The 17,230-nt window shown below is 72.3% G+C and carries 16 protein-coding genes and 3 pseudogenes; 9 read left to right on the forward strand and 10 right to left on the reverse strand.

The features are described 5' to 3' along the window. Positions 1–29: 29 nt before the first annotated feature. A pseudogene (gene ddaH / locus B9S58_RS05050) lies at positions 30–866 on the reverse strand (dimethylargininase); the annotation flags it as partial. Positions 867–1,049: 183 nt separating this feature from the next. Here ddaH and B9S58_RS05055 point away from each other — a divergent pair. Together B9S58_RS05055 and B9S58_RS05060 are read left to right on the forward strand one after the other, a co-directional pair. Then, complete coding sequence (locus B9S58_RS05055) at positions 1,050–1,700, forward strand: TetR/AcrR family transcriptional regulator (RefSeq protein ID WP_103530924.1); 651 nt, start codon at positions 1,050–1,052, stop codon at positions 1,698–1,700. Positions 1,701–1,865: 165 nt separating this feature from the next. Next, positions 1,866–2,612 (forward strand): bifunctional DNA primase/polymerase, encoded by a 747-nt coding sequence (locus B9S58_RS05060; RefSeq protein ID WP_103530925.1) that lies wholly within the window; start codon positions 1,866–1,868, stop codon positions 2,610–2,612. Between the two features lie 64 nt (positions 2,613–2,676). On the opposite strand, the gene B9S58_RS05065 is transcribed toward B9S58_RS05060, so the two are convergent. The 4 genes from B9S58_RS05065 to B9S58_RS05080 form a co-directional block, all read right to left on the reverse strand. Next, positions 2,677–3,699, reverse strand: coding sequence for a hypothetical protein (locus tag B9S58_RS05065; RefSeq protein ID WP_103530926.1), 1,023 nt, complete (start codon positions 3,697–3,699; stop codon positions 2,677–2,679). A 133-nt stretch (positions 3,700–3,832) separates the two neighbouring features. After that, the gene (locus B9S58_RS05070; protein ID WP_103530927.1) at positions 3,833–4,672 is read right to left on the reverse strand and encodes a heme ABC transporter ATP-binding protein; all 840 of its coding nucleotides are present in this window, start codon (positions 4,670–4,672) and stop codon (positions 3,833–3,835) included. Further along, positions 4,669–5,787, reverse strand: a complete 1,119-nt coding sequence (locus B9S58_RS05075) for an iron ABC transporter permease (RefSeq protein WP_181009189.1) — start codon at positions 5,785–5,787, stop codon at positions 4,669–4,671. The genes B9S58_RS05070 and B9S58_RS05075 overlap by 4 nt, the downstream gene beginning before the upstream one ends. Further along, positions 5,784–6,860 (reverse strand): hemin ABC transporter substrate-binding protein, encoded by a 1,077-nt coding sequence (locus B9S58_RS05080; RefSeq protein ID WP_103530928.1) that lies wholly within the window; start codon positions 6,858–6,860, stop codon positions 5,784–5,786. Before B9S58_RS05080 ends, B9S58_RS05075 begins: the two co-directional genes overlap by 4 nt. A gap of 134 nt (positions 6,861–6,994) precedes the next feature. Between B9S58_RS05080 and B9S58_RS05085 the strand changes: the two genes are divergently transcribed. The 3 genes from B9S58_RS05085 to B9S58_RS05095 all read left to right on the forward strand — a co-directional run bounded on the left by B9S58_RS05085 (position 6,995) and on the right by B9S58_RS05095 (position 11,001). Beyond that, the gene (locus B9S58_RS05085) at positions 6,995–8,470 is read left to right on the forward strand and encodes an HtaA domain-containing protein (RefSeq protein WP_103530929.1); all 1,476 of its coding nucleotides are present in this window, start codon (positions 6,995–6,997) and stop codon (positions 8,468–8,470) included. A 92-nt stretch (positions 8,471–8,562) separates the two neighbouring features. Beyond that, positions 8,563–10,209, forward strand: coding sequence for an HtaA domain-containing protein (locus B9S58_RS05090; protein WP_103530930.1), 1,647 nt, complete (start codon positions 8,563–8,565; stop codon positions 10,207–10,209). 114 nt (positions 10,210–10,323) lie between these two features. After that, positions 10,324–11,001 carry a PhzF family phenazine biosynthesis protein gene (locus tag B9S58_RS05095; RefSeq protein WP_103530931.1) on the forward strand — a complete coding sequence of 226 codons (678 nt, stop codon included), beginning with the start codon at positions 10,324–10,326 and terminating at the stop codon, positions 10,999–11,001. Positions 11,002–11,034: 33 nt separating this feature from the next. Here B9S58_RS05095 and B9S58_RS05100 read toward each other — a convergent pair whose 3' ends face one another. Together B9S58_RS05100 and map are read right to left on the reverse strand one after the other, a co-directional pair. Continuing rightward, complete coding sequence (locus tag B9S58_RS05100; RefSeq protein ID WP_103530932.1) at positions 11,035–11,700, reverse strand: heme oxygenase (biliverdin-producing); 666 nt, start codon at positions 11,698–11,700, stop codon at positions 11,035–11,037. Positions 11,701–11,954: 254 nt separating this feature from the next. Then, the gene (gene map / locus B9S58_RS05105) at positions 11,955–12,812 is read right to left on the reverse strand and encodes a type I methionyl aminopeptidase (RefSeq protein ID WP_103530933.1); all 858 of its coding nucleotides are present in this window, start codon (positions 12,810–12,812) and stop codon (positions 11,955–11,957) included. Between the two features lie 58 nt (positions 12,813–12,870). Between map and B9S58_RS05110 the strand changes: the two genes are divergently transcribed. Then, positions 12,871–13,107 (forward strand): hypothetical protein, encoded by a 237-nt coding sequence (locus B9S58_RS05110; protein ID WP_103530934.1) that lies wholly within the window; start codon positions 12,871–12,873, stop codon positions 13,105–13,107. A gap of 136 nt (positions 13,108–13,243) precedes the next feature. On the opposite strand, the gene B9S58_RS05115 is transcribed toward B9S58_RS05110, so the two are convergent. Both B9S58_RS05115 and B9S58_RS05120 read right to left on the reverse strand, forming a co-directional pair. Then, a complete protein-coding gene (locus tag B9S58_RS05115; RefSeq protein ID WP_103530935.1) occupies positions 13,244–14,554 on the reverse strand; it encodes an MFS transporter in 1,311 nt (436 codons plus the stop codon). A 73-nt stretch (positions 14,555–14,627) separates the two neighbouring features. Beyond that, positions 14,628–14,866: pseudogene (locus B9S58_RS05120) on the reverse strand (hypothetical protein); the annotation flags it as partial. 199 nt (positions 14,867–15,065) lie between these two features. Between B9S58_RS05120 and npdG the strand changes: the two are divergent. Further along, positions 15,066–15,776 (forward strand): NADPH-dependent F420 reductase, encoded by a 711-nt coding sequence (gene npdG / locus B9S58_RS05125; RefSeq protein ID WP_103530936.1) that lies wholly within the window; start codon positions 15,066–15,068, stop codon positions 15,774–15,776. Between the two features lie 79 nt (positions 15,777–15,855). Continuing rightward, a complete protein-coding gene (locus tag B9S58_RS05130) occupies positions 15,856–16,035 on the forward strand; it encodes a hypothetical protein (protein WP_103530937.1) in 180 nt (59 codons plus the stop codon). A 17-nt stretch (positions 16,036–16,052) separates the two neighbouring features. On the opposite strand, the gene B9S58_RS05135 is transcribed toward B9S58_RS05130, so the two are convergent. Beyond that, positions 16,053–16,859, reverse strand: a complete 807-nt coding sequence (locus B9S58_RS05135; protein ID WP_103530938.1) for a site-2 protease family protein — start codon at positions 16,857–16,859, stop codon at positions 16,053–16,055. Positions 16,860–17,039: 180 nt separating this feature from the next. On the opposite strand from B9S58_RS05135, the pseudogene B9S58_RS05140 reads away from it, so the two are divergent. Then, positions 17,040–17,230, forward strand: a pseudogene (locus tag B9S58_RS05140) (helix-turn-helix domain-containing protein); the annotation flags it as partial.

Raw genomic sequence — 17,230 nt, forward strand, 5'->3', positions numbered from 1 at the left:
CCCGCGAGCCCGACATGATCCGAGAGGCCCTAGGCCCGCAGCTCCTGGGTGCAGCACTTCACGCTGCCGCCGCCCTTGAGCAGCTCGCCCAGGTCCATCGGGACCGGCTCGAAGCCCCGGTCCCGCAGCGGGTCCAGGAGCCCCGTCGCCCCCTGCGGCAGCAGGACGTGACGCCCGTCGCTCACCGAGTTGAGGCCGAACGCCGCCGCGTCCGCCTCCCGGGCGAGCAGCGCGTCCGGGAACAGCCGGCGCAGCACCGCCCGGCTGCCGGGGGAGAAGGCGTCCGGGTAGTACATGATCTCGTCGGCCGCCGCGTCCAGCACGCACAGCGCGGTGTCCAGGTGGTAGTAGCGCGGATCCACCAGATCGAGCCCGACGACCGGCAGCCCGAAGAACTCCTGGGCCTCGGCGTGCGAGAGCGGACTGGAGCGGAAGCCGCGTCCGGCCAGCAGATACGAGGCGGTGACGGCGAAGTCCCCCTCGCCCTCGTTGACGTGCTCCGGCTCATGGACCTCGGTGAAGCCGTGCTCCCGGAACCAGTCCCGGTGGGCTCCGGCCTCCTCGTAGCGCTCCCGGTACGCGAACAGCGCGCCGAGGACCCGGCCGCCGATCACCGTGGCGCCGTTGGCGGCGAAGACCATGTCCGGCAGTTCCGGACGGGGGGCGAGCAGTTCGACGGTGTGGCCGAGGGCGCGGTAGCGGTCGCGCAGGTCCTCCCACTGGGTCTGGGCCAGCGGCAGGTCGACGGGTTTGGACGGGTCCATCCACGGGTTGATGGAGTAGGTGACCCGGAAGTGCGTCGGTGCGCACATCAGGTAGCGACGAGGGGTGGCGTCACGGTTCAACTCGGGCTCCTCGCGAACGGCGGCCGGGGCCGCGGAACGGTGGGATGCGCACGGTCTGTGCGTGAGCCCATGGTGCGCCGTGCGCGCCGGATCCGCAGTGAACCGATCGGGTGGTTCACCGGACCGCCCGGTCAAGGCCACCGAGCCGATACCCACCCGCGCCAAGACGATACGTATCGGCTCGTCCGGCGCTAGATTTGCCGCATGGCACCCACCAAGGCACCCGACTCCAGCCGCCGCAGCGACCGCTCCCGCCGCGCGATCCACGACGCCGCCCTCGCCCTCGTCGGGGAGGTCGGCTACCGGCGTACGACGATCGAGGGTATCGCCGCCCGCGCCGGGGTCGGCAAGCAGACCATCTACCGCTGGTGGCCCTCCAAGGCCGCCGTGCTGATGGAAGCCTTCCTGGACCTGGCGAGCAGGACCGCCGATGACGCCGGACCGCAGCCGGGCGACACCGGGCGGAGCGCCCCCGACGCCGCGCGGGGCATCCCCGACACCGGCGATCTGGCCGCCGACCTCAAGCTCGTCCTGCGGGCCACCGTCGACGAGCTGAACGACCCGGCGCTGGAGATCCCGACCCGCGCGCTGACCGCCGAAGGCATCGTGGACGCGCGACTGGGCGCCGAATTCGTCGAGAAGCTGCTCGAACCGCAGCTCGCGTTGTACGTCACACGGCTGCGGGCCGCCCAGGAGGCCGGGCACGTGCGCGCCGACGCCGATCCCCGGATCGCCCTGGAGCTGCTCGTCGGCCCGCTGATGCACCGCTGGCTGCTCCGGACCCAGCCGCTCACCCACGCGTACGCCGACGCGATCGTCGACTACACCGTCGGCGGCCTCGCCCCACGACCTTGATCCCCGGACCGCCGGCCTATCCGGTATGTGGTGACATCGGGCGTGATGGTGCTCACTCGGTGCAGTGGTACACGGCCTCACTGGTGAACTCTGGCCACCCGAACCGCAGGATGGTGCGACGATGGACAGGCAACGCTGAGGTGAACTGCTGAGGTGAGGGGATAGATGGGCGCCGAGTCCGGCCGTTTCCGCGGCACAGAGAGCAGGATCTCCCAGTGGCTGCGGCGACGTCCCAAATCACCGGGGGCCGAGGACGAGGAGTCGGCCAGAGTGGCGCTGCTCCTGGCGGTCGCCGAAGCTGGCATGCCCATCGCCCCCGCCGCCCACCCCCTCGGATACCGATGTTCGTGCGAACGCATCGGCTGTCCCACCCCCGCCCGGCATCCCATCTCCTTCGCCTGGCAGACGCAGTCGACCACCGACCGCGCCCAGATCGAGCGCTGGGCCGCCGGCCAGCCGCTGGCCAACTTCATCACCGCGACCGGCATGATCCACGACGTGCTGGACGTCCCGCTCACCGCCGGCCGCAGTGCCCTGGAGCGTCTCCTCGACGCGGGCATCGACGTCGGCCCGGTCGCCCAGTCCGGCGAGGACCGGATGCTCTTCTTCACCGCCACCCGCGGCACCCCCGAGGACGAGGACGAGTGGTGGCCCTGCGAGCTGGACTGCCACCCCGAGACCATGGACGCCCATCCGGGCCTGCGCTGGCACTGCCGGGGCAGCTACGTCCTGCTGCCGCCCGCCCGGCTCCCCGGTGAGCTCGACGTCCACTGGGTGCGCGGCCCCGAGCACGAGCTGCCCGACCCGCTGACTCTGCTGGAGACGCTCACCGACGCCTGTGCGCGGTACGCGGGCAGTGCCGAGCAGAGCGAGCTGGACCATGACTCGATCGCCTGGCCGCTGAGCCGCTGAGCCGCCTGTCCGTCTGAGCGGACGCTCGGCCGCCGGACCGCGTGCGGTCCGGCGGCCGACGCCGTCATTCGCCCTTCGCCGCGATCAGGCCCGGCAGCCGGTTCAGCATCCGCACCTTGCCGCCGACTCCCGCGTCGGAACCGGCACCGGCCCCCGTGGCGCGCGGTGGGACGTGCACCAGCTGGCTGGAGACCCGCTCCTTGGTGAGGCTGCTGTTCACCTCGCCGGTGAGCAGCGCCTTCACGTCCGCGTTGACCTCCGGCTTGAGCCCCTTCGCCGCGGTCTGCCGCTCGAAGTGCTTGCTGCTGAAGAAGACCAGCGCCCCGCCGTCCTCGGTGCGCAGCCCGAGCGGCGCGAACGTGGTGCCTGTCAGTGGCTGGTCGATGTACTGGTACGAGAACCCCGCCCGCCGGGTCTTGCGGCGCGTCTCGCGCCAGCCCGAGGTCGCCGCGCCCGGGGTGAACACGTCGGGCTCACCGTCCCGCAGATACGCCGCGTAGGAGGTGCTCAGCTCCGCCGGGGCGACGGCCAGTGACTCGTCCCCCGGCTCCACCGGGGTGGCGAGCCCGTCCCCGTTCAGGGTGAACTCCGGCACCTGGGACGGTGGGACGACCGCGAGATACGACGCCTTCCACAGTGCGTCGGGGCCCGACCGTACGAACACCACCAGCCAGCGGGTGTCCAGCTTCCCGCCGTCCTGGTCCCGGTTGGAGTCGGTGTCCGCGAGGAACCAGCGTGGCCAGCCGGCCTTCTTGGGGATGACGTACGTCGCGTCGTCCAGCACCAGCGGCTTGTGCGCCTTGTTGCCGTCGGGGTTGTACGTCTGCCGCGCCTTCAGCCCGGCCTGGTTGATCGCGCCGAGCGACCCCGTCACCCGGTCCGCGTCCAGCGCCGGATCGAACGCCTTGTCCGCGGCGTTGTAGGCGTCGGTGAAGTCCTTGAGCGCCTGCGCGGCCTCCGACTTCTTCGCCCCGGGCAGCACTTCGAGCTCCCCGTGCACCGTCACACAGCCACTCGCCGTCACACACAGCACGGTCGCCGTCGCGAGCCCCGCCGTCAGCCGGCCCAGCCCAGGGTGTCTCGTCATCCGTTGCTTCCGCGCCTTCTGATCCGTCGCCCGCACTGACCGTCGAAACCCTACCGGGCGGCGAACGGCGTGCGGGCGGGGACCGGATTCAGCGTCCGCACCGTGACCTGGCGGGGCGAGAGGCGAGGCCGCCTCAGGACCGGCGTACCGGCACGATCAGCGGCCTGCCCGTACGCGGATGGGGGAAGACCTCCACCGGCTGCCGGTAGACATCGCCGAGCAGCTCGCCGGTGAAGACCTCGTCCGGCGGGCCCAGTTCCGCGATCCGCCCGTCGTGCAGGACGGCGGCCCGGTCCGCGTACGCCGCGGCGAGGCCGAGGTCGTGCAGCACGACCACCACCGCGTCCCCGGCGGCCGCCCGGTCCCGGCAGATCCGCAGCACCAGCTCCTGGTGGCGCAGGTCCAGGGCGGCGGTCGGCTCGTCGAGCAGCATCAGCGGGGCCCGCTGCGCCAGCACCCGGGCCAGCGCCACCCGGGCCTTCTCGCCGCCGGACAGCGCCGAGAACGGGCGGGCCGCGAACCGCGTCACCTCGGTGGCCGTCATCGCCGCGGCCACCGCCGCGTCGTCCTCGTCCTCCCGCTCCGTACCGGCCCAGGGCGCCCGCCCCATCCGTACGACGTCCTCCACCGGGAACGGGAAGGACAGCGCGGCGGACTGCGGCAGCACCGAGCGGCGCAGCGCCAGATCGGGCGGCGACCACGCGGCGGCCGGACGGCCGTCGATCCGGACCTCGCCGCTCCCGGCGGGCAGATCGGCGGCCAGCGCCGCCAGCAGCGTCGACTTCCCCGCGCCGTTCGGCCCGACCAGGGCGACCACCTCGCCCGCGTGCGCGGTCAGGCCGACGGAGTCCAGCACCTGCCGCTGCCCCAGCCGGACCGACAGCCCGACGGCCTCGACGACGGGGGAGCCGGGGGCGACGGGCGAGGGCAGCTCCCGGGTGCGTACCGCGAACAGGTCTCTCAGCGTCCTCATGCCCAACCACCTTGCCTACGACGGGTCCTGCGCAGCAGCCAGAAGAAGAACGGGCTGCCGAAGAGCGCGGTCAGCACCCCGAGCGGCAGTTCGGCGGGGGCCGCCACCGTACGGGCCGCGAGGTCGCCCGCCACTAGGACCAGGGCGCCGCCGAGCGCGCTGCCCGGGACGAGGAAGCGGTGGCCGGGACCGTTCGCCATCCGCAGCAGATGCGGGACGAGCAGTCCGACGAAGGCGATGATCCCGGCGACGGCGACCGCGGCGGCCGTCAGCAGAGCCACCACCAGCACCAGGATGATCCGCAGCCGCTCCACGTCCACGCCCAGGTGCCGGGCGGGCCGTTCGCCGAGGGCCAGCAGGTCCAGCTCGCGGGAGTGGAACGGGGCGATGAGCAGCCCGGCCAGCGCGCACGGCAGCACGGCGAGCACCTTGGGCCAGGTGGCCTGGGAGAGCGAACCGAGCTGCCAGAAGGTGATCTGGGTGATCTGCGCGTTGTCCGCGAAGAAGATGAAGAGTCCGATCAGCGCGCCCGCGAACGCGTTGACGGCGATACCGGTGAGGATCAGCGTCACCACCTCGGTCCGGCCGCCGGACCGCGAGAGCGTATAGACGAGCAGGACGGTGGCTAGGCCCGCGACGAACGCGCAGGCCGTGATGGTCCAGTTGCCGAAGAAGGACAGCCCCAGCGCGATCGAGGCGACCGCGCCGACCGCGGCGCCCGCCGAGATCCCGATCACGCCGGGCTCGGCGAGCGGATTGCCGAACACGCCCTGCATCAGGGCCCCCGCACAGCCGAGGGAGGCGCCGACGAGCAGCGCGAGGACGACCCGGGGGAGCCGCACGTTCCACAGGACGCTCTCGCCGACCCGGTCCAGCGCCTGGCCGCCGAGCCCGATCCGGTGCTGCACGGAGGACAGGACGTCGCCGAGCGGGATGCTGTACGCGCCGATCGCGGCGGACAGCAGGCAGCCGGTGAGCAGGGCGAGGGAGAGCGCCACGGTGAGCACGAACGCCCTGCCGCGGGAGGACTCGGGAGCGGTGCCCCCCGCTTCCTTCGCCTCTTTGTCCGTGGACTCCTCCACGGGCTCGGTGCGTTCCTCGTACGAGGTGGTCACTGGCCCTTGCCGCCCTTCGCGTACAGCTGCTCGACGATCTCGGTGAGCACCCGGTCGGTGCGCGGCCCGTAGTTGAGCAGCACGCCGTCGTCGACCGAGACGATCCGGCGGTCCATCCCGGCCGGGGTCTCCGCGATGCCGGGGATCTTCACCAGGCCGTCCATGCCGCCGACCGACTCGAATCCCTTGGTCATCAGGAGGATCGCGTCCGGAGCGGCCTTGGCGAGCGCCTCGCTGGTGATGGCGGTGAAGTCCTTGTCCAGGCCCGACTCCTTGCCGGCGTCGACCGCGCCCGCCGCCTCCAGCAGCGAACCGGCCCCGGACTCCGCGCCGCCCAGCAGATAGACGGAGGCCGAACCCCGCAGGTAGAGGAAGGCGACCCGGGGCTTCTTGCCGTCCGCGGGGGCCGGGACGGACTTCTGGACGGTGGCGATCCGGTCCTCGGTGCGCTTCTTCAGCTCGGTGCCCGCCGACGGTACGCCGAGGGCCTCGGCGACGGTGTCGATGCGGCGGCCGACGTCGGCGAGTGCCTTGGCGGGCTCGACGACGAGCAGCGGGATGCCCGCGTCGCGGATCTGGGCGATCGCCTCGCCCGGTCCGGTGCTGGTGTCGGCGAGGACGACCGTCGGCCTCAGCGAGAGCACGCTCTCCGCCGAGACGTCGTGGGCACGGGTCACCACCGGGAGTTTCCGGGCCTGTTCGAAGGTGGCGGTGATGTCCCGGGCGACGACCTGCTCGCCGAGGCCGAGGGTGAAGACGATCTCGCTCAGCGACCCGGTGAGCGGCACGATCCGGTCGGTGGAGTCGATCGTGACCTTCGTGCCGTCCGCCGAGTCCACCGTCACGGGCAGCTTCGGTGCCGGCGGGGAGGACAGCGGCTCGACCCGGTCGGCGTCGGCGGCGCTCCTGGCGGACTCCGGTGCGGAATGACCGCCTCCGCCGCAGCCGGTCAGGACCAGGGCGAAGGCGACGGCAGCGGTGAGCGCGACGGCAGTCCTGCCCCGGGCCGGGCGACGGCGGGCCGTCCGTCCGGCGTCCGGGCCCGTCGGGGCGAAGTCCTGCGAGATGCGCACTGGGCACCGTCCTGTCGTTCTGCGGCGTGCGGTTGGCCGTCCGTCGGCAACGGCGTGACCGGAGGGGTTCCGGCCCGGGCTGGGGATAGCTTAGGTTAGCCTTACCTGCGTATCCAGTCCTCGGAGGGTCCCTCATGCCGTCGTCCAGATCCACCCGCGCGCTCGCCGTCGCGCTTCTCGCGGTATTGCTGGGAGCCCTGCTCCCCGCCGCCACCGCGCAAGCGGCAAGCCGCACGGTGCAGGGCGGGCGGCTGGACTGGGGCATCAAGTCCTCCTTCCAGAGTTACGTCACCGGGCCCATCGCGGGCGGCAGCTGGAGCCTGACCGGTGGCGCGGCCACCGTCGGCGGCAGCCAGTTCCGCTTCCACTCGGCGACCGGCTCCTACGACCCGGACACCGGAGCGCTCAGCTCCGGCTTCTCCGGCGGAGTGCACTTCACCGGCCACAGGAAGGCCGACGGCAGCAACGAACTGGACCTCACGATCAGCCGCCCCACCGTCCGGATCAGCGGCGGCAGCGGCACGCTCCACGCGGACGTGGTCAGCAAGGAGCGGGGGACCGGCAAGGTCTCCCACCGCTCCCAGGTGCCGCTTGCCACGCTCGGCCTCGGCGGGATCGACATGAAGGGCGGTTCCACCCCCATCGCCCTCACCGGCGTTCCCGCGACGCTGACCACGCAGGGCGCCTCCGCCTTCGCCGGCTACTACACCGCGGGCACCCCGCTCGACCCGATCAGCCTCTCCGTCGACACCAGGGGCGCGGCCGCCGAACCGAAGCAGTCCGCCCCGGACGAGAAGCAGTCCACCCCGGACAGGGACAAGGCGGAGCAGAAGGAGAAGGAGAAGGAGAAGGCGGGCCGCTTCGAGGACGCCGCCGTCGACTGGGGCGTACGCCGCACCTTCCGTGAGTACGTCACCGGCTCCATCGGCCAGGGCAAGTGGACGCTCGCCGACGGCGCCCAGGACGGCGGAGCCCTGTTCCGCTTCCCGCGGGGCAAGGGGACGTACGACGCGAAGAAGCAGACGCTGGTCGCGGACTTCAGCGGCAGCATCCGCTTCACCGGCGCCCATGACCTCGACCTGAGGTTCGCCGGTGTCACCGTCACCGTCGCCAAGGGCGAGGGCACCCTGTCGGCGGACGTCACCAGCGAGGGCGTCACCAGCGAGGGCGTCCCCCTCGTCACCTTCCCCGCGAAGGACCTCGCGCCGAAGGAGGGCCTCGCCGTCCTCACCGAGGTCCCCGCCACCCTCACCGCAGACGGAGCCGAGGCGTTCGGCTCCATGTACACGGCGGGCACCGCGATGGACCCGGTCTCGCTCGCCGTGGCCGTCGACGAGAAGGCCCGGATGCCCGCGCTGCCGGACCTCGGCAGTGAGCCGACGACGGCCGCCGAGCCTCCGAAGAAGGCCGCCGAGGAGCACTCCGCCGCACCGGCGACCGTCTCCTCCGACTCCGGTCCGGGCACCGGCACCTACCTCGCGATCGGCGGCGGCGTACTGCTGCTCGCCGCGGCGGGAGCGGCGTTCTTCGCCCTGCGCCGCCGCGCGGCGCAGTCGGCCCCCGAGGCGGCCGACACCTTGGCGGGCCCCGACTCGCCCCGGACTTCCTGACCCCGGCATCCCCCCATGCATGCCTTATGGATCATCACCCCCTCCCCCCACTCATCTCTTCCGCCCCCTGTCCCTTGAGGAGACCCACCGACATGGCAGCAACCCGCCGCCCCATAGCCCTCGCCGCGGCCGTCGCCACGGCCGCCGCCCTCGGCGCGGCCTTCGCCCTCCCGGCCCTCGCGGCCGACGGCTCCTCGGCCAAGGCCGCCCCCGCGGCAGTCGGCGCCCCTACGGAGGTCTACCAGCTGGAATCGGGCACCCTGGACTGGGGCCTCAAGGCCTCCTTCCGCTCCATGATCGACCGCCTGGGCGGCACCGCCACACTCGCGGACGGGGCAACCAGGAACGCGGACGGCTCGTACGAGTTCCCCCTGGAGAAGGGGGAGTACGAGCTCGGCACCCACGCCGTGACGTCCTCCTTCAAGGGCAGCGTGCACTACGAGGCGCACGGCGGTGTCTTGGACATCAAGCTCGCCGACGTCAAGGTCCTCACGCTCGGGAAGAGCGGCAGGATCACCGTCGACGTGACCATCAACTCCCCCGGCGAGGACGCCGTCGTCACCGACGACCTGACGATGGCCGAGCTCGACCTCACCGACGTCGAGCCCTCCCGGGGCGCCGACGGCATGAAGTACGCGGACATCCCCGCCACCTTCACCGAGGAGGGCGCGGCCGTCTTCGGTTCCGCGTACCAGGAGGGTGACCCGATCGACCCGGCCACGCTGACGGTCAAGCCGGCCACCGGCCGGCCGACCGAGCAGCCGACGGGCCGCCCCACCGAGCAGCCGACCGAGCAGCCGACGGGCCGCCCCACCGAGCAGCCCACCGAGCAGCCGACGGGTCAGCCGACCGAGCAGCCGACCGGGCCGACCGCCCGGCCGAGTGCCGACCCGACCCCGACCCCGGCCGCCTCCGAGACCGCCGCGCCCGTCAGCGGCCCGGTCGTCGACGGCACCCTGAACTGGGGCGTCAAGGAGAAGTTCCGCACCTACGTCGTCGGCAACATCGCGCACGGCAAGGTCGAGACGAGCGGCGGCGCCACCACCGTCACCGACGGCTACCGCTTCACCGGGGCGACCGGCCACCTCGACGCCGACAAGAACACGCTGACCGCCGCGTTCAAGGGCAAGGTGCGCTTCCTCGGCCACGAGACGGGCGGCGCGTACGACCTCGACCTCGCGCTCAGCAACCTGAAGGTCGACATCGAGGGCGCCTCCGGCAAGCTCGTCGCCGACGTCACCACCAAGGAGCGCGCGACCAAGGAGAACCCGCACCCGAAGGCCCAGGAGTTCACCGGCGTGCCCTTCGCCGACCTGAAGGTGCCCGCGGGCGCGCTCGCCGCCAAGAACGGCGTCGTGAACCTCAAGGGCATCCCGGCGACCCTCACCGAGGGCGGCTCCAAGGCGTTCAGCGGCATGTACCCGAAGGGCGGGGAGCTCGACGCCCTGAACGTCGCGGTCTCCCTCGACAAGGACGCGCAGCTCCCGGGCGGTTCGGCCGGCGGCTCCGGCTCCACCGGCGGTTCGGGCTCCACCGGCGGCTCCACGGCCGGCGGTTCCACCACCGGCGGCGGCACGGTCGGTGGCTCAACCGGCGGCACGGTCGGTGGCTCCGGCGCCCTGGCCTCCACCGGCTCCGACATCCCGACCGGCGCCCTGATCGCCGCCTCCGGTGTCGTCGTGGCGGCCGGTGCCGGTGTCGTGATCGCGGCACGCCGTCGCCGTGACGCCACCTCCTGACCCGCCCGCACCTCCCTCGGGGCCGTACCGGCAGCGGCAGTGCTCGCCGATGCGGCCCCGCGGCCGTACCCGATCGGTTCCCGCCCCGGCACCGGGCAGTGCTTGAATGCCCCCGTGAACGACTACGACGCACCCCGGGGCATCGACGTCCTGCGGGTGTTCTGCGGACCTGACGGCCGGCACGGCAACGCCCTCGGCGTCGTACGCGACGGAAGCGGCCACCCCGACGAGGCGTCCCGGCAGCGGCTCGCCCGGCGACTCGGCTTCAGCGAGACCGTGTTCGTCGACGACCCGGAGCGCGGGCGGGTGGACATCCACGCCCCGGGGCTGCGGTTGCCGTTCGCCGGGCACCCGCTGGTGGGCACCGCCTGGCTGCTGGACCTGGAGGTCCTGGAGCTGGCGGTCGGGGAGGTGTTCGCGCGCCAGGACGGGGAGTTCACCTGGATCACCGCCCGCCCCGAGTGGGTCCCGCCGCGCACGCTCCGGCAGTACGCGACGGCCGCCGAGGTCGAGGCGCTGCCCGGACCGCCGCCCGGTGAGGGGTGGCTCTACGTCTGGGCCTGGGAGGACGAGGCGGCCGGGCGGGTGCGCGCCCGGGCCTTCCCGAGGCGCGGGGAGGAGACCGGGATCGTCGAGGACGAGGCGACGGGTGCGGCGGCCCTGCTGCTGAGCGCGCAGCTCGGCCGGGCCCTCAACATCACCCAGGGACGCGGCTCCCAGATCCTCACCGCACCCGCGCCGGACGGCACGGTGGAGGTCGGGGGCCGCGTCCTGTTGGCCGTCCGCGGCTGAACCCCGGACGGCCGGCTGTCGCACGCCGGTGGTTCACGCACTGAGCGGGAAGACCTCGCCCAGGTCGCGGAAGACCGCGGTGTTCAGCGCGAAGGCCCGCTTGCACTCCTCGATGATGCGCTGCTTCTCCAGATCGTCCGCGTTCACCGCGTCCAGCAGCTCGCGGTACCCCCGCTTGAAGGCGGCCGGGTTGGTGATCTCCTCGAAGACGTAGAAGCGCACGCCGTCGCCCTTGCGCTCGAAGCCCCAGGTCTTCTCCGCCTTGTCACGGATGATCTGGCCGCCCGAGAGGTCACCGAGGTAGCGCGTGTAGTGGTGGGCGATGTAGCCGGCGGGCCAGGTGCGCGCGCACTCCGCGACCCGGGCCGCGTAGGCGGCGGTGGCCGGCAGCGGCTCCAGGCCCTCGCGCCAGTCGGCCCCGCGCAGATGCGCCAGATCGCGCTCCAGTTCGGTGGAGCGCATCAGCTCGGGCTGTATGAACGGGCCCGCGACCGGGTCGTCGCGCAGAGCCTCCGAACCCTCCTCCAGTGCCCGGTACACGAACCACAGCTGCTCGGTGTAGCGCGTGTACGCGTCCACTCCCAGCCGCCCGCCGAGCAGGTCACTCATGAAGGTCGAGGTCTCGGCCTCGGTGTGCTGCTCGTGCGACGCGGTACGGATGAGCGTCGAGAAGGGAGTGACGGTGGCGGTTGCGTCCAAGGCGGGCCTCCGGGGACCGAGGGGGACGGGAAGTCCAGAGAGAGACGAGATACACCGGCAGGCGACCGCCGCGACGGTACGGCGGCGCGTGCCAGTAGGCCCGATCCTCCTACTTAGGTTTACCTAAGTCAACTGGTTCCCGACTGTCTGTCGGTAAAAACCTACGCGCAGGGGGAGTGAAGGGTGCGGTTATGGATGCTTCGGGGTGATGTGCGGGTGATCCGAGGCGAATCCGCGGGTGATCTACGGGTGATCTACGGGAGGGTCAGGATCTCCGCTCCGGTCTCCGTGACCACCAGTGTGTGCTCGAACTGGGCCGTCCGCTTCCGGTCCTTCGTCACCACGGTCCAGCCGTCCTCCCACAGGTCGTACTCGTGGGTGCCCAGCGTCAGCATCGGCTCGATGGTGAAGGTCATCCCCGGCTGCATCACCGTGGTGGCGTGCGGGCTGTCGTAGTGCGGGATGATCAGGCCGGAGTGGAACGAGGAGTTGATCCCGTGCCCGGTGAAGTCGCGGACCACCCCGTAGCCGAACCGCTTCGCGTAGGACTCGATGACCCGGCCGATGACATTGATCTGGCGTCCGGGCCGGACCGCCTTGATGGCCCGGTTCAGCGACTCCCGGGTGCGCTCGACCAGCAGCCGTGACTCCTCGTCCACGTCGCCGCAGAAATAGGTGGCGTTGTTGTCGCCGTGCACCCCGTTGATGTACGCGGTGACGTCCAGGTTCACGATGTCGCCGTCGCGCAGCACGGTGGAGTCGGGGATGCCGTGACAGATGACCTCGTTGAGCGAGCTGCACAGCGACTTCGGGAAACCCCGGTAGCCGAGCGTCGAGGGGTACGCGCCGTGATCGACCATGAAGGCGTGGGCGACCCGGTCGAGCTCGTCCGTGGTGACCCCCGGGGCGATGTGCTTGGCGGCCTCCTCCATCGCCTGCGCGGCGATACGGCCCGCGACGCGCATCCGCTCCACGGTATCGGCGTCCTGGATCTCCGGGCCGGTGTACGGCTTCGGAGCCGGCTTCCCCACGTACTCGGGACGCCGGATGTTTCCGGGTACGGAACGGACGGGAGTGATCTCCCCTGGTACGAGAAGCGACTGGCCAGACATGTCAGCGAGTCTAACCAGCGGCCCCGGGGCACCATGGCAGGGAGGAAAGGAGCCGTCGATGGCCCTGTTCAAGAAGCGCACGGTCGGCAAACCGGGCGAATGGTACTACTGCCTGGAGCACAAGAAGGTCGAGGAGGGTCCGGAGTGCCCGGCGCAGAACCGCTTCGGCCCCTACACCTCCCGCCAGGCGGCACAGCACGCGATGGACACGGCCCGCGACCGGAACCTGGAGTGGGACACGGACCCCAAGTGGCACGACGAGGACAAGGGCACATCGAGCCCGCCCGAGAACTGACCCTCAGCCCGCGCGGGGGCGAATCAGGCCCGTCCGGGGTGCAGGCCAAGCCCGACCGGCGCTTGAGGACGTCCTTCCAGCCCCTCCGGCGCCTGACGAGCGGGGGCGGGGGTGGACCCCGGAGACGGCACACCGCTCACGCCTCCGCCCCCGCCGCCCGCCTCCGCACCGCGTCCTCATCCGTCTCCGAGTCGTACCGCACCAGCTTCGGCAGCGCGGCGGTCAGCAGCGCCACCGACGCCACGCACGCCACCCCGCCCGTCCAGATCGCCGACCGGGTCCCCGTCCAGCCGGCCATCGCCCCGGCCCGCACCTGACCCAGCTGCGGGCCGACGCTGTACGAGAGCACCTCGATGCCCGCGAGCCGGCCCCGCAGCTCCTCCGGGATCGTCTGGTTCCAGATCGTCGCCCGCCCCAGCCCGCTCAGCATGTCGCCCGCCCCCGCCACGGCCAGGCAGAGCAGCACCACCCACACACTGGAGAACCAGCCCGCCGCGGCGATGGCCAGCCCCCAGGCCGTCGCACCGAACACCACGAACAGCCCGTGCCTGCGCACCCGTGACGTCCAGCCGCTGGTCAGCCCCAGGGCCAGCGAGCCGACCGAGCCCGCCGCGTACATCAGGCCCAGCGACCACTCCGCGTCCAGCTCGTCCGCCAGGAACGGGAAGATCGTGTTCGGAAAGGCGAAGAACATCGCCGCCAGGTCGATCGCGTACGTCCCCAGCAGCACCGGCCGGCTCCACGCGTACCGCGCCCCCTCGACGATCCCGCGCAGCGACGGTTTCTGCGCGTCACGGGCAGGCGGTGCGGGGGAGAGCCGCAGACAGAGCACGACGGAGACGGCGAACGTGCACACCGTCACCCCGTACGCCGTGCCGTGACCGGCGTACGCCACCACCAGACCGGCCAGCGCCGGGCCCGCGATCGCCCCGATCTGCCAGCGCAGCGAGTTCAGCGCGGCCGCCGCCGTCTGCTGCGCGTGCGGCACGATCCGGGCCATCAGCGAGTCCAGCGCGGGCCGCTGGAGCCCGGCGAGCGCGGACACCCCGCCGGCCACCACGTACAGCGGCCACAGCAGCGGCTCCGGGAGGAGGGCGTTCACCAGCAGGACCGCGGCGAGCACACCGAGCCCCGCCTCGGTGAGCAGGATGACCCGGCGGCGGTCCACCGAGTCCGCGAGCGCCCCGCCGTACAGCCCGAAGACCACCAGCGGCACCAGCTCCACCGCGCCCATCGCCCCGACCGCGAGCGGCGAGCCCGTGAGGTCCTTGATCTGGAGCGGCAGCGCGATGAGCGCCATGAAGCTGCCGAAGAACGTGATCAGGCCCTGGACCCACAGCAGCCGGAAGTCCGTCGAGGAACGCCACGGCGAGAGATCCGGCAGCAGGGCGCGGATCTGGGCCGACCGCGGCGAGGGGGAGGAGGGCGAAGGAGGCGCTGAGGTCACGATGGGCCATGATCCGTACTGCCGGGCGCCCTCGGCAAGCAGATATTCCGGTACGCCCCGGGCCCGCCCGCCACCAGCGCGCGGGCGGCGGCCGGGTCAGCCGGCCGGCCGGGCGAGCCGGTCCCGGAAGGTGCGCCGGCCGCGCCCCGGAGGTCTCCCGTTCTCCCCGGCGGCCGCGCTCACCAGGTGCTGCACGATGTCCAGGTCCACGTCCTCGTCCCCCGCGACCACGAGCGACTCGTGCGCCGGGCCCCCGACCTCCGGGTCACCGCCGTCCAGCGTGAGCACCCGTGCCCCGGCCCGCCGGGCGTCCTGCGGCCACCGGGTCCCGGCCGGCGCATCGCGGAGCAGGGCGACACGTACGGCAGCCATGGCCCGGCATCCTGCCCCGGCGGCACGCCCCGGCCGGGCCCGGCGGCCGCTCCCTCACCCGAACGGGGGACCGCGAGGTGAGCGGAACAGGGCGCCCGGGGGCGGTTTCCCGGGCGCTACCTGGCAGTAGGGTCGGTCCATGACTACACAGGACAGCGGCAGCGCGCCCAAGCCCCCCGCCAAGGACCCCTGGGACCTTCCCGACGTCTCAGGTCTGCGCGTCGGCGTGCTCGGCGGGACCGGACCGCAGGGGCGTGGCCTCGCCTACCGGCTCGCCCGCGCCGGACAGCGGGTCACCCTCGGTTCCCGGGACGCGGCGCGTGCCGAACAGGCGGCGGCCGAACTGGGCTTCGGCGTCGAGGGCGCGGACAACGCGGAGTGCGCCCGGCGCAGCGACATCGTGATCGTCGCCGTGCCGTGGGACGGCCACGCCAAGACGCTCGAATCCCTGCGCGGGGAACTCGCGGGCAAGCTCGTCATCGACTGCGTCAACCCGCTCGGCTTCGACAAGAAGGGCGCCTACGCCCTCAAGCCGGAGGAGGGCAGCGCCGCCGAACAGGCCGCCGCCCTGCTGCCGGACTCCCGCGTCACCGCCGCCTTCCACCACCTCTCGGCCGTGCTGCTCCAGGACGAGTCCATCGAGGAGATCGACACCGACGTGCTGGTCCTGGGCGAGGCACGGGCCGACACGGACCTCGTGCAGGCGCTGGCCGGCCGGATCCCCGGGATGCGGGGCATCTTCGCGGGCCGGCTCCGCAACGCCCACCAGGTCGAGTCGCTGGTCGCCAACCTGATCTCGGTCAACCGCCGCTACAAGGCCCACGCCGGGCTGCGCACCACCGACGTCTGACCGGGCCCGGTCGGGGCACGACGGGGCATGGGGGACACTGGACGGGACCGCGACCCGTTCCCGACAGGAGCCGACCCCCATGCCCCGCATCGCTCTCTACGCCCTCGTCGTCTGCGTCCTCGCCGTCGTGGCGGCCGTGGTCTCCTTCGTGCAGGGCAGCCTGCTCGGGATCGTCTGGGTGCTCATCGCGGGGCTCTCGTCGAACATGACCTGGTTCTACATCCGCAGGCACCGGCTGACCGCCGCCGACGCGGGCTGAGCCGCCCGCCGCTCCCGTTACGCGACCGCGCAGCCCGGATCCCGCTCGTCGAAGAGGCCCCGCCAGAAGCGGTAGAGGTCATAACCGCAGTACCGCTGGAACTCCTCGACGCCGAGTCCGCCCAGCAGCGTGTGGATCCCGTCGAAGAAGACGATGTTCACCTCGGGGATCCACAGGATCGCGAACACCGCGATCAGCCCGAACGGTGCGATCGGCTCCACCTGACGCCTGATCCGGTACGACAGCCAGGGCTCGATCACCCCGTAGCCGTCCAGCCCCGGGATCGGCAGGGAGTTCAGGATCGCCGCCGTCACCTGGAGCATCGTCAGGAACGCCAGCGCGTACCGGAAGGCGACCGGCACCCCGTCGAGCGCGTCCAGCCAGAACGGGGCCGTGCACACGATCGCGAAGGCCACGTTGGTCAGCGGGCCCGCCGCCGAGATCAGGCTGTGCTTCCACCTGCCGTGGATCCGGCCGCGCTCGATGTACACCGCGCCGCCGGGCAGCCCGATCCCGCCCATGATCACGAAGAGGACCGGCAGCACGATGCTGAGCAGCGCGTGGGTATAGGCGAGCGGGTTGAGGGTCAAATACCCTTTTGTGCCGACTGAGGTGTCCCCGCTGTGCAGCGCGGTACGGGCGTGCGCGTACTCGTGGAGGCAGAGCGAGACGATCCAGGCCCCGGTGACGAACAGGAAGACCGCGAAGCCGGTGGCGTCCGCGAAGCCCGTCCACACCGCCCAGCCCGCGACCGCGGTGACGGCGGCGATGCCGAGGAAGACCGGGCTGATTCTCCGGTCGCCGCGTTTGGCTGCGGTGGTCATCGGCACTCGACTCCTGGGGGTGGGTGGCCCCAGGGGGTGGGGCCGGGAGGGCGATAGTACGGTTCGCACTCCGACGGTTCGTATGGTTCCGATGGTTCCGACACGGCGGGAACGTCGGGGACCGGGGGCGGAGTTCGACCCAGTCGACGCCGTTTCCGCCCCGTCACGGACAATGGGCCCGTGCGCTACTGCATCCTCGGCACCACCCGGGCACTTCGCGACGACGGCACGGCTGTCGCCCTCGGCGGGGCGCGGCTGCGCGCCCTGCTCACCGTTCTCGCGCTGAGCCCCGGACGGACCGTCCCGGCCGGGGTCCTCATCGACGAGGTGTGGGACGGCGACCCGCCCGCCGACGCGGCCGGCGCCCTCCA

The sequence above is a fragment of the Streptomyces sp. SM11 genome (genome assembly GCF_002910905.1).
Classification (GTDB): Bacteria; Actinomycetota; Actinomycetes; order Streptomycetales; family Streptomycetaceae; genus Streptomyces.

Bases quoted from the DNA above. Each gene is read 5' to 3' on its own strand.
- B9S58_RS05055 (WP_103530924.1), top strand. From the start codon at position 1,050: ATGGCACCCACCAAGGCACCCGACTCCAGCCGCCGCAGCGACCGCTCC.
- B9S58_RS05060 (WP_103530925.1), top strand. From the start codon at position 1,866: ATGGGCGCCGAGTCCGGCCGTTTCCGCGGCACAGAGAGCAGGATCTCC.
- B9S58_RS05065 (WP_103530926.1), bottom strand. From the start codon at position 3,699: ATGACGAGACACCCTGGGCTGGGCCGGCTGACGGCGGGGCTCGCGACG.
- B9S58_RS05070 (WP_103530927.1), bottom strand. From the start codon at position 4,672: ATGAGGACGCTGAGAGACCTGTTCGCGGTACGCACCCGGGAGCTGCCC.
- B9S58_RS05085 (WP_103530929.1), top strand. From the start codon at position 6,995: ATGCCGTCGTCCAGATCCACCCGCGCGCTCGCCGTCGCGCTTCTCGCG.
- B9S58_RS05090 (WP_103530930.1), top strand. From the start codon at position 8,563: ATGGCAGCAACCCGCCGCCCCATAGCCCTCGCCGCGGCCGTCGCCACG.
- map (WP_103530933.1), bottom strand. From the start codon at position 12,812: ATGTCTGGCCAGTCGCTTCTCGTACCAGGGGAGATCACTCCCGTCCGT.
- B9S58_RS05110 (WP_103530934.1), top strand. From the start codon at position 12,871: ATGGCCCTGTTCAAGAAGCGCACGGTCGGCAAACCGGGCGAATGGTAC.
- npdG (WP_103530936.1), top strand. From the start codon at position 15,066: ATGACTACACAGGACAGCGGCAGCGCGCCCAAGCCCCCCGCCAAGGAC.
- B9S58_RS05130 (WP_103530937.1), top strand. From the start codon at position 15,856: ATGCCCCGCATCGCTCTCTACGCCCTCGTCGTCTGCGTCCTCGCCGTC.
- B9S58_RS05135 (WP_103530938.1), bottom strand. From the start codon at position 16,859: ATGACCACCGCAGCCAAACGCGGCGACCGGAGAATCAGCCCGGTCTTC.